General features: G+C 68.5%; 10 protein-coding genes. 2 read left to right on the forward strand and 8 right to left on the reverse strand.

The genetic code is table 11. The features are described from left to right. Positions 1 to 244 precede the first annotated feature (244 nt). Positions 245 to 2,167 (reverse strand): ArnT family glycosyltransferase, encoded by a 1,923-nt coding sequence (locus tag VGR06_RS22755; RefSeq protein ID WP_327561129.1) that lies wholly within the window; start codon positions 2,165 to 2,167, stop codon positions 245 to 247. 361 nt (positions 2,168 to 2,528) lie between these two features. Then, on the reverse strand, positions 2,529 to 3,080 hold the full coding sequence (locus tag VGR06_RS22760) for a GntR family transcriptional regulator (RefSeq protein WP_327561130.1): 552 nt from the start codon (positions 3,078 to 3,080) through the stop codon (positions 2,529 to 2,531). A 237-nt stretch (positions 3,081 to 3,317) separates the two neighbouring features. Between VGR06_RS22760 and VGR06_RS22765 the strand changes: the two genes are divergently transcribed. Further along, positions 3,318 to 3,689 (forward strand): metalloregulator ArsR/SmtB family transcription factor, encoded by a 372-nt coding sequence (locus VGR06_RS22765; RefSeq protein WP_327561131.1) that lies wholly within the window; start codon positions 3,318 to 3,320, stop codon positions 3,687 to 3,689. A gap of 109 nt (positions 3,690 to 3,798) precedes the next feature. Here the strand turns inward: VGR06_RS22765 and VGR06_RS22770 are convergent, their stop codons facing one another. From VGR06_RS22770 to VGR06_RS22790, 5 genes are all read right to left on the reverse strand, one after another. Then, the gene (locus VGR06_RS22770; protein ID WP_327561132.1) at positions 3,799 to 5,202 is read right to left on the reverse strand and encodes a type VII secretion-associated protein; all 1,404 of its coding nucleotides are present in this window, start codon (positions 5,200 to 5,202) and stop codon (positions 3,799 to 3,801) included. A gap of 11 nt (positions 5,203 to 5,213) precedes the next feature. Then, the gene (locus VGR06_RS22775; protein ID WP_327561133.1) at positions 5,214 to 6,317 is read right to left on the reverse strand and encodes a GTPase domain-containing protein; all 1,104 of its coding nucleotides are present in this window, start codon (positions 6,315 to 6,317) and stop codon (positions 5,214 to 5,216) included. Positions 6,318 to 6,413: 96 nt separating this feature from the next. After that, positions 6,414 to 6,554 carry a hypothetical protein gene (locus VGR06_RS22780; RefSeq protein ID WP_327561138.1) on the reverse strand — a complete coding sequence of 47 codons (141 nt, stop codon included), beginning with the start codon at positions 6,552 to 6,554 and terminating at the stop codon, positions 6,414 to 6,416. A gap of 92 nt (positions 6,555 to 6,646) precedes the next feature. Then, a complete protein-coding gene (locus VGR06_RS22785) occupies positions 6,647 to 7,474 on the reverse strand; it encodes a hypothetical protein (protein WP_327561134.1) in 828 nt (275 codons plus the stop codon). Between the two features lie 15 nt (positions 7,475 to 7,489). Then, complete coding sequence (locus tag VGR06_RS22790) at positions 7,490 to 8,257, reverse strand: NUDIX hydrolase (RefSeq protein ID WP_327561137.1); 768 nt, start codon at positions 8,255 to 8,257, stop codon at positions 7,490 to 7,492. A 148-nt stretch (positions 8,258 to 8,405) separates the two neighbouring features. Between VGR06_RS22790 and VGR06_RS22795 the strand changes: the two genes are divergently transcribed. After that, on the forward strand, positions 8,406 to 9,638 hold the full coding sequence (locus VGR06_RS22795; protein ID WP_327561135.1) for an MFS transporter: 1,233 nt from the start codon (positions 8,406 to 8,408) through the stop codon (positions 9,636 to 9,638). Here VGR06_RS22795 and VGR06_RS22800 read toward each other — a convergent pair. Then, on the reverse strand, positions 9,543 to 10,172 hold the full coding sequence (locus VGR06_RS22800) for a hypothetical protein (protein ID WP_327561136.1): 630 nt from the start codon (positions 10,170 to 10,172) through the stop codon (positions 9,543 to 9,545). The two genes, VGR06_RS22795 and VGR06_RS22800, sit on opposite strands and share 96 nt — an antisense overlap. Positions 10,173 to 10,407: the final 235 nt, after the last annotated feature.

Here is a 10,407-nt window from a genome sequence, read left to right on the forward strand (position 1 = left end):
CATGCTCCCCGCCGCCACCAGATGACCCACCAGCGCCTGCGCGTCCAACAGCTCCCGATCAGCACGCTCCACACCCTGCACGAACCGATCCTCCCAGCTCAGCCCCACATTTCGAGCCGACACGCCGATTATTCAGCGCCCGCCTAGATCGGTGGTTCCTTACTTCGGGTGGTGCGTCGGGCGTCGGAGACGCCGTGAAGGCTCCCTTCCGGACGCTCAACGCCGCGAAGGACGCCTTCACAGCCTATCCAGTGGTCAGGCAGTCGTAGAGGGTGTAATGCGGCCGGGTTAGCTCCGCTTTGGGGGTGCAGGTTCGGCGGACCCAGAGGGCGTATTCGGGGTAGTCGCGGGTGACCATTCCTTTGGCATCGGGCCCGTCGACGAGGGCGTAGCGGAGTTCGCCGCGGGCGACCAGATCGTCGAGGTGGGTCGGGGTGATGGTGGGGGCCTGGGCGGTGAAGCCGCCGACCGGGAGGACCGGAATACCGGCGTGGATGAACGGTCCGGCCTGGGGTGCCCAGGGTATGGCGGCGAGGTATTTCTCGCCGTTTGCGTGGGTGGTGAGGTAGGTGGCGATGCGGGTTGTCTCCGTGTTGGGGAGGATGCGTAGGAGGCGGCCGCTGAGGACGGTGGCGACCTCGCGGGAGGCGGGACCGGCGGCGGGGCGGTGGGCGTCGACGACGGTGAGGTTGTCGGATACCGAGCTGGTCCAGGTCGCTGGGCCAAGGAGCACCGTGGTGACGCCGAGTGCGCTGCCGATGGTGGCGAACCGGGTGGCTGTGGGGGTTTTGGTGAGTTTGGCGGCGATTAGGGTGAGGGTGGCGGTGGCGCCGGTGATGGCCAGGGTGGGTGGCAGCCAGCCGGCGAAGGTGGGGAACCGGGCGGAGAGCGTGACCGCCCAGACGGTGGTGACGGCGAGCACGGTGGGCAGCGGCCACCAGGTGCCGCGCCGGTAGGCCGACCACAGCAGCACCGTGCCGGCGCCGGCGAGGGCGACGACGGGCGGGGCGATCGCGATGACGTAGAACGTGTGCGGGTTCCGGCTGATGCCGAACGCGATCGCGTGGATGAGCAGCCACAGGCCCCACATGGCGAAAACCGCGCGGACGAACCGGGTTTCCCGCTCGGGGCGCCATCGGGCCGCCCAGATCAGGCCGGCGACGAGACCGGCGATGGCCAGCGGGTAGAGCCAGCCGACCTGGGGTGCCACGCCGTCGCTGAGGAGGTACGACCACGGCGATCCGGGTCCGGCCCGGACCGGTCCGCCGGTGCCGAGCACCTCCGCGCCCTCGTTGGCGATGCCGTAGCGGTTGAACCCGTTGTAGCCGAACACCATGGACAGTGGCGAGTTGTCGACGGATCCGTCGATGTAGGGCCGGGCCGTCGCCGGGATGAGCAGCATCGGCACGATCCAGAGGAACGACACCGCCAGCGAGACCGCGCCGGCGAGGGTGAGCTGCCCGGCCCGGCGTCGCAGCGGGGCCGGTGCGGTGAACAGGTACACCAGCGCGAACGCCGGCAGAACTGCCCACGCCTGGGCCAGCTTGGTCTGGAACGCGAGGCCGACCCAGACGCCGGACCAGAGCAGCGGCGCGAGGCGGCCGGTGAGGATCGCGCGCTGCCAGGCGTCGGCGGCGAGCACCAGCAGAAGCACCAGCACGACGTCGGAGATCTGGGTGCGGGCGAGCGCCGCGACGATCGGCATGGTGGCGTATCCGGCGGCGGCGAGCAGGCCCGCGGCCGGCCCCATCCACCGATGGATCATCTTGTACAGCACCAGAATCGTGGCCACGCAGGCCAACACCTGGGGCAGCAGCACCGACCACGGATGGAAGCCGAAGATCCGTGCCGACAGCGCCTGCACCCAGAACGCGCCGGGGAGCTTGTCGAGCGTGACCGTGACTTGCGGGTCGTAGGTGGCGAAGAAGAACGCCGACCAGCTGCCGGACATGCTCCTGACCGCGGGGCCGTAGTACAGGTGAAGCTGCATAGCTGCGATGCCCCAGGCGTAGAGCGTTCCGGCCGCGGCGGCGATGATCAGCAGCGCCGGACGCGCCCAGCGCGGCTGCTCTTCGGGTGATCGCCACGGCGCCCACCGTGCGCGGGTGCCGGCCGGACCGGGTAAGTCGTCAACGTCAGCGGTTGCCTGGGCTAATCCGGTCTCCATGGCGTACAGAATGGACTATGTCGCGGTCAGCACCACTACTCAAGTATCTGTGCCGCGGTCGGCGTAATGGCGAATGGTGGCCATGGATTCGTCGCTGAGTATGGCGGAGTAGGTGATCAACGGGTGGGCGGGGGCGAGGGTGCGGACTTTGTCGACGGAGCCTTCGGATGCGACGATCAGGTCGGCGGCGGCGAGCGTTCGGGCTAGGTCGGGTTGGGCGAGTGGGTGTGGGTGACTGTGCCGAACGATATTCCGGCGCGGCGGAGGGAGGTTTCCATGTAGGCCGGGCCGGTGGGATCGCTGCAGACGATGGCGACGTTTTTGCCGGTGCTGGCGCCGCGGATTCTTCTTTCCAGCATTGTCAGGGAGGGCCCGGCGCCGGCGGCCAGAACGGGGAGCTCGCACAATGCGCGGACCTGCTCGACGCAGTAGAACGGTCGAAGTCGGACAGGCGGGCGGCGCGGTCGGTGGAGGAGAGGGCGGCGAGGTCGGCCAGGGGGAGGCTGTGCACGGTGGCGGCCGGCAGGGCTTTGCCGACGGCTTCGGCCGGGAAGATCAGTTCGCCGGGGTATTCGTCGGTGACGAGGATGGTGGGGCGGGTGGGTTGCTGGGCGCTTTCGTAGTAGGCCAGCTCGGCGAACTCGCGGGCGGTGAAGGCGGCGGTGTCGGCGGTGTCGGCGACCGTGGTGCCGCCGCCGGCGCGGGTGGTCACGTAGCCCTCGGCTTCGAGCTGGCGGTAGACCTGGGCGACGGTGTTCCGGTTGATCAGGAGGTATTCCGCGAGCTGGCGGATAGAGGGGAGGCGGTCGCCGGCCCGGAGCGCCCCGCTGGCGATGGCCGCGACGATCTGGTCGCGGATCTGGGTGGCCAGCGGAATTCCCATGGACCGGTTGATGGCGATCCGCATCCGCATTGCGCGGGCCTCCCTCCTCCCAACGGATGTCGTGTTCGCGAGGGCCAAGCTAGGCTCTGGAGCGTAGTGCCACGTTCGATGAGCCAGCGATCACGGAGTGTGGCTCTCATGGAGGGTTTCGACGACGTCACCCTGTGGCCAGCGTCGCACAACATACCTGCTGGTAGGATATCGCGTATTCGCCAAAGCGGCTGTAACGTAGCGTCACGTTACTCGGCTATCCGCAGAAGGATCTTCATGAGCAAAGTCGCGCAGCCCGCGAAGGTTGACCCGCTGCTGCCGGTCGAGACCGCCGGAGTCGGCCTCATCGCGAAGTTCTTCCGCGCGCTCGGCGATCCGACCCGCCTGCGCCTGCTGGAGTTCCTGCTCGCCGAGGAGCACACGGTGAGCGACTGCGTGGGCCACGTCAACCTGTCTCAGGGGCGGGTGTCGAGCCATCTCGCCTGCCTGGCCTCCTGCGGTTTCGTCACCGTCCGGCGGGCGGGACGCTTCGCTTACTACCGCGCCGTCGACGACCGGGTGGCCGACCTTGTCCGGCTGGCGCGCGGGCTCGCGGCGGAGAACGCCGCCGCGCTCGCGTCCTGCATGCGCATCGACGACACCCGCTGAGCCACATGGTTGGCCAGCGCCAGGCGCTCACCCGGCGTCCCCTCGGCCATGCTGTCGATGGGATCGCGCCATGTAGGGGCCAAACGCTGGATGAGCTGGTGCCGCCTGGTCAGGCGGGAATCTTCAGGGAGCTGACCACGGTCGTGCAGGCCTGCTGGATCTGCTCGGGATCGGCCACGTCGTAGACGCATCCGACTTTCACCTGTTGATTGCCTTTGAACATCACGTACCAGTCGGCCGTCACGGGATCCTCGGCGGTCGGCACTTCGGCGTAGTGGGCGATTTCGCGACCGGCGAACGTGGTCTGGACCTCGATGGGACTTGTCCGCTCGCCGCGTGTTTTCAGTTCTACCTGGAGTGCCTGTACCGCTCTGGTCCGGTCGGTTTCGCCGTCGAACGGTAGTTGCCGCTCCTCGACCAGGATGCGGGCCGTACCGGTGGGGTCGCCGCCCGGCCTGATCTCGACACGCTGCAGGCCGGGGTCGCTACCGGCTCGGGACCATCCGGTGGGCAGGTCGAAGCGGTAGGCGTACCCGCTGAGGGTCGTCGGCGGCTGGACGGCGTTGCCCCTTGGCTGGTTGGGGCTTTTCGCCTTGGTGACCAGGAGGACGAGGGTCAGCACCGCGAGGACGATGGCCAGCAGGACGCCGGCGAGTTGGACGGGTGTCTGTGACCACCACCGTGGCCGCGGTGGTGCGGGCGGCTGGGCTGGTGGCAGGTGCAGCGACGGCGGGTAGGCCGGCAGGGGGGGAGGGGTGACCGGGGGCGGGGGTTGGAGCTGCCGTTGTGGCTGCACCGGTTGTTGCGCAACGGGTTCGGCGGTCAGGACGGCGCGGGTGAGGTATTCGGACAGGAGGACGCGGGGGCCGTGGGGGTGCAGGGATGCCGTGACGACGGTGCCGTCCTTTTCGACGGTGTCGGTGACCGTCCAGGGCCTGGATGCCCGAAGGTGCGAGCGAACCATGGCGAGCCAGGCTACGGATGATCCACCGGTGTCATGGACCATGGCCCCGATGGTCGCGGTGCTCTGGTTTGCAGTGGTTGGTGGTTCCGCGGCGAATGCTTTTCCCGCGGGGAGATCGTTGTGGAAGGACACGAGGGCGTCCGGGCCGGACCGGCCGACGGCGACGTGCTCGACGACGTCGCTGAGGCGGGCCATGAGGTCGGGTGTGGACAGCCGGGCGACCCGGTTGGTCAGGTCGAAGACCTGGTCGGGGTGGCTTTGCAGGCCGTAGAACAGGCTCAGGCCGACGCGGCCGAACTCGTCCGGCACGCCCAGCCGGCAGCCGTAGACGACCATGGAGAAGCGGTCTGCGGCCGTCGCCCGGAAGTAGAGCCGCGACGGGTCGCGTTGCAGCAGGAGGTTGAGGCCGTCGACGGCCTCGACGAAGTGGGCCAACGGCGGTTCGGGCCGTTCCGTGCCGGTGGTGAACGGCTCCGGCGTGCCACCTTGGTCACATTTGTAGAAGGAGTAACCACGGCCGCGAACATTGGTCTGGAAGATGTGACGCACGGATACGTCCCTCACGACACTCGCGGGTACCTTGCCGCCATGCGCCGCGTCGCCTGGCTGCCTTCGGGGAACAGGCCGGCCGCGCTGGTCGGGCCCGCCATGGTGGTGACCAGGCCCCGAGCCGCCTCACCGAGGACCACGGAGGCGCCCTGGCTGAGCCTCAGCTTGTCCCGGTCCAGCACCGTGATCGTTTCGCAGACCCGCTCCGAGTTGCACATGTAGTGGAATGGTTCGATGATCGGGTCGAACGTGGTGATGCATTCGTTGATGAGCGCGTCGTCGGGTTGCCCGGGCATCTTCGCCCGCAGGAGGTCGAACTTGTTGAACACCACGACCAGGCGCTCGATGCCGATGGCCTCGTTGATGACGAACCCGCGAAGGTGGGAAAAGAACTCCCCATTGTAGTAACGCTTGGTTTCACTGCTGACGCCGGTTGCGGCCTCTTCGGCGTCGAACATGCAGACCAGGACGACGCCCAGGGCCTTCCGCGTCTCCTCGCGCAGGCGTTTGGTCTCTGACCGGGCCACCTTCGCGACCTCGTGCTGCAGGTGTGGCTCACCCGGAAAGTCGTGCACCTTGACTTTGAGATGCACATGCACCTTGGTCAGCACGTCGGCATCGGCGAAGTGCGGCGCCGCGTCCGGCTGGGTGTAGTCGAAAACCGGAACGGTGCTCGTCAGCAGCCGGCGGGTCGACTCGAGTGTGTCGCTGTTCCACGGCGCGTGCCACTGCGTGACCAGCGAGGTCTTGCCGACATTTCGGGGCCCGAGCAGAAGAACGGGCTGGTCGTAGTCCTTGACGACGCTGGAGTCGCCTAATATTTTCTTGACCTCCGTGTATTTGGTCTCGACCTTGCGTAAGGCCCCCACTTCGGCCCTGGCCGCGCGCAGCTCGCTCCGGGCCTTGTCGCGTTCGGACTGCAGATTGTCGGCCCGGGTCTTCAGCAGCGAGTTCTCCCTGTTCAAGCCGCCGCGCGCGAGGAAGAACGTCAGTGCGGCCCCCACGAGCGCGCCCACCACCGGCCCGATGAGCTCGTTGCTGAGGTACCACGGCGTCGAGCTCGAGGCCGCGAGGTTCAGCAATGGGTGGGTCACATCCGGCACGTGGATTGTCATCACCATTGCGCTGGCGAACCAATCTGTAGACGGGTTTGTAATGGTCGGTCCATGAGCGTGGACCGGACCCTATCATTGTCCCGCCGACTGGTCGCCTCAGCTGTCGGAGTCGGGTTCGTACGCGCTGGCCTGGAGGATGTGGAGACTGGCGTAGAGGCCGTTGGTTTCGAGGAGTTTCTCGTGGGTTCCGCTTTCGGTGATGGTGCCGTCCTGCAATACCAGGATCAGGTCGGCCATGCGGACGGTGGAGAAGCGGTGGGAGACGAGGAGGGCGATGGCGCCGTGGGACTTGCTGATCTCCCATTGTTCCGTGGCCGCCGCCGTGCTGGTCAGGCGGCGCAGCAGGACAGCTTCGTCACGTCGCGGGTGAAGGTTTGAGCGGCCAGCTTCAGCCCCTCGGCCATGGTCAGGTAGGGGCACCAGAGATCGGCCATCCGGTCCACGGTCATCCGGTTGGCCAGCGCGTACACCGCCGCGGTGATCACCTCGCCGGCCCCGCCGGCCAGCACGTGCGCGCCGAGCAGCCGGCCGGAGTCCCGCTCGGCCACCAGTTTGATCAGCCCGCGGGTGTCCCGGTCGACGACCGCGCGCGGCACGTGCGAAAGCGGCAGCACCCGGCACTCGCAGTCGAACCCGGCGGCGACGGCCTCGTGCTCGGTGAGCCCGGCGGACCCGGCGGCCGGGCTCGTGAAGATCACCTTCGGCAGGTGGCGGTAGTCCATGGTCCGTTCGAAGCCGTCGAACGCGTTGTCCACCATGCGGTGGGAGGCCAGGTGGGTTTTGATGCGCGGCTGGTTCCCGTCGTGAGTGGCTTTGCCGGATTCGTAGTCGTAGATCGCATCGGCGGCGACCACATCGCCGAGCGCGAGATCCGAGCGGGCGCCGGCGACACCGACGAAGAGCACCACCCGCGGGGCGAACACCGCGATCGCCCGCTCCAGCGCGACCCCGGCGGTCGTGTTGCCCACTCCGGTTTGCGTCAGTGCCACCGTCCAGGCACCGCGGTGACCATGGAACGTGCCCCGTTCGTAGAGCGTGCCGCGTTCCTCCCGCTCGCCCAAGGGGCCAGCCAGGTGTTGGCGGACGGCGGTGTACTCCACCTCCAGGGCGGTGCAGATCACCGCGACCCCGCCGAGACCGTCGTCGCGACTGGACATCCGTTGCGAATCCCCTCAGTTTCCCGTGTCGGACGCGCGTTCTGGCGAATCGTGATCGTTGCAGGCTAACGGCGTTGTTCCGTGGGGATTCCGGAGAATCGCGGGATGCAGAATGGTCGCTCGTCCCCGCCGATAGAGCGCGGCCGGGCGCCCGCTGCCGCGCTGGGTCTTCTCCCCGGTGGGGATGAGAAAGCCCGTTACGCCGGTGACCTTGCGGTGGAAATTCGCCGGGTCCAGGACCGTGCCCCACACGGCCTCATACACCTGGCGGAGTTCGGCGATGGTGAAATACGGCGGACAGAAAGCCGCGCCCAGGTTGGTGTATTCCAACTTGCCTCGGGCGCGTTCGACCGCGTCGGTCAGCAGCATGTGGTGGTCGAAGGCCAGCGACTCGGGGTCGGCCAGCAGGTCGGCCACCGGCGTCCAGCGCGCCGCACGGGCGTCGCCGCCGGCGGTGGGCATCGGCAAGTCGGGCATCAGGGCCATGTAGCTCACCGAGAACACCCGGCCGCGGGGATCACGGCGCGGGTCGCCGTAGGTGCCCACCTGCTCGATGTGCAACCCCGCGGCGTCCAGGCCCGTCTCCTCGAGCAGTTCTCGTCGCGCGGCCTGGTCCAGGTCTTCAGCAGCCTCGACGAACCCACCCGGTAGCGCGCATGCGCCGAGGTACGGCGGTGTGCCACGCTCGACCACCAGTACCTGCAGACCCTGCTCGCGCACGGTCAAGATCGACAAGTCGACCGCAACCGAGGGGGGCGCAACCTCGCCGGGCGTGCCCGCCACGGTGACTTCTCGTCGCAACGACGAAAACACGAGGGTACCGTAACGTGTACAGTTAGTAATTGTCAATTTGACCATAAACCCATCACTTATTGGCCACTTACGTCGACATGCTGGCCCACCGCGACACGGGGTGAACGAGGATGTTGCGATGAGCGAGCCTGACGCGGTCCTGCGGCGTGGGCGGGTGACGGTGGCGCTGCTGTTCCTGGCGTACGGGGTGATCCTCGGGACGTGGACGGCGCGGATACCGGCGATCAAGCACGGGCTCGGGCTGGGGGACGGCGAGTTGAGTGTTGGGCTGCTGGCCTTTGCCGCGGGTGCGATCGTGGGGATGCAGGCGTCGGGGCGGTTGGTGGACCGGTACGCGAGCGGGAAGGTCATGGTTCCGGCGGTGTTCGCCGACGCGGTGCTGCTGAACCTGCCGGCGCATGCGGTCGGATTGGTGAGCCTGGTGGGGTTTCTGTTCGCGTTCGGGGCGGGGCACGGGATGCTGAACGTGGCCATGAACGTCAACGCTGTCGAGGTGCAGCGGGCGTACGGGCGGCCGATCATCACGTCGTTTCACGCGCTGTACAGCGTCGGTGGGTTTGTTGGCGCGGCCGTCGGCGGGCTGTTCGCCTATGCGGAGATCGGGGCGGCCGCGACGTTTCTGAGCGTGGCGGCCGGGGTGGTCGTGGTGGCGGTCTGGGCGGCGAGGTGGGCCTTGCCGGCTGATCCGGCGGAGGCGGCACCTCGGCCGGATCGCGGTGCCGGACCGGTGCCCGGTGTGCTCTTCCTTGGTGTGCTGGTGTTCTGCTGCCTGGTCGGAGAGGGGGCGGCGGCCGACTGGAGCACGGTGTACCTGCGGGACAGCCTCGGCAGCAACGCCGGGTTCGCGGCCGCCGCGTACGCCGCGTTCTCGATCATGATGATGGCCGGGCGGCTGGTCGGCGACCGGTTGGCCGCGGCGATCGGGCCGGTGCGCCTGGTGCGTTTCTGCGGCGTGCTGGCCGGGGCCGGTCTGGCGGCCGCACTGCTCGTCGGCCACCCGGCCGCCGGGGTGGCTGGTTTCGGTCTCCTTGGGGCTGGGCTGTCCTGCATCGCGCCGCAGGTGTTCTCCGCGGCGGGCAACCGCGACCCGGCCCGCGCGGGGCAGGCCATCGCCCGGGTGGCGAGCCTGGGATTCCTGGGTTTCGTCGTCGGTCCGGTGGTGATCGGCGGCATCGCCCAGCTCGTCGGCCTCGCGGTCGCCCTGGCGGTTCCGGCCGTGCTCGCGCTGTTCGTGGCCCTCGCCGCGCCGGCGCTGTCAGAGGTCGACGAACACGCAGCCGGTGATCTCGCGGATGAGATGGACGGCCTGGGTCCAGCGGATGGCGGGGTCTTCGAGGGGGACGAGGTCTGACTCGGCAAGCTGGAGCCGCTGGAGACGGACCTGGTAGCGCAGGCCCTGGACGCCGGCGATCGGATGGTGGGCGACGCGGAGAGCGACGTGGCCGCGGCGCAGCGAGGGGCAGAGGTTGATGGCGGTGCGGGCACAGGGCAGGCACACCGGGGGTTCGGTGACGCCCATGCCGTTCGGCCAGCCCGGCCAGTCGCCGCGGTGGTCCTTGAGCAGCCACAGGGTTCCGGCCTCGTTCTGGTCGGCCGGGCCCGAGCAGACCTGGCAGAGCAGCCGTTGCATGGCGCGGCGCTGGCGCGGGGTGTGGATCTCGCCGAACAGCGGACGGCCGGCGCCCGGGCGGGAGAGCACACGCCGCCACAGCACGCCGTGCTCGTCACGGTCCACAAAGGACTCGTCGGTATAGCCGATACCGAGCAAGGGGCGCTCGATGATCCGAACCGGCAGGGCGCGCTCCTCGCTCCAGGCGGTGATGTACGGCACCACGGCGCCGCGATAACGCGCGCCGGGCCGTCCTGTGCTGACGTCACTCGTCATGCCTGGGACTGTACGGACATTGGGTGCTGATATCACTGCTTGGTCGGCACACGATGGGGTGAACCTGCTGGTGTGTCCCACCGCGCCGGCCCAAGATTCGACCGATGAAGAATCGGACACCCCTGCCGCGCCAGGTGCACAACGTGATCTGCGGCCGCAAACTGGAGGCGCTGCGGATCCGCGCCGGCCTCACCCAGAAGGAGGTCGCCACCCTGTTCGGCGGCTCCCAGCCCAA

The sequence above is a fragment of the Actinophytocola sp. genome (genome assembly GCF_036002505.1).
Taxonomy (GTDB): Bacteria; Actinomycetota; Actinomycetes; order Mycobacteriales; family Pseudonocardiaceae; genus DASYTH01.

What these genes read in the sequence shown, in the direction of transcription:
- VGR06_RS22765 (WP_327561131.1), top strand. Translation starts at nt 3,318, where the DNA reads ATGAGCAAAGTCGCGCAGCCCGCGAAGGTTGACCCGCTGCTGCCGGTC.
- VGR06_RS22780 (WP_327561138.1), bottom strand. Translation starts at nt 6,554, where the DNA reads ATGGCCGACCTGATCCTGGTATTGCAGGACGGCACCATCACCGAAAGC.
- VGR06_RS22785 (WP_327561134.1), bottom strand. Translation starts at nt 7,474, where the DNA reads ATGTCCAGTCGCGACGACGGTCTCGGCGGGGTCGCGGTGATCTGCACC.
- VGR06_RS22800 (WP_327561136.1), bottom strand. Translation starts at nt 10,172, where the DNA reads ATGACGAGTGACGTCAGCACAGGACGGCCCGGCGCGCGTTATCGCGGC.
- VGR06_RS22755 (WP_327561129.1), bottom strand. Translation starts at nt 2,167, where the DNA reads ATGGAGACCGGATTAGCCCAGGCAACCGCTGACGTTGACGACTTACCC.
- VGR06_RS22760 (WP_327561130.1), bottom strand. Translation starts at nt 3,080, where the DNA reads ATGCGGATGCGGATCGCCATCAACCGGTCCATGGGAATTCCGCTGGCC.
- VGR06_RS22775 (WP_327561133.1), bottom strand. Translation starts at nt 6,317, where the DNA reads ATGACAATCCACGTGCCGGATGTGACCCACCCATTGCTGAACCTCGCG.
- VGR06_RS22795 (WP_327561135.1), top strand. Translation starts at nt 8,406, where the DNA reads ATGAGCGAGCCTGACGCGGTCCTGCGGCGTGGGCGGGTGACGGTGGCG.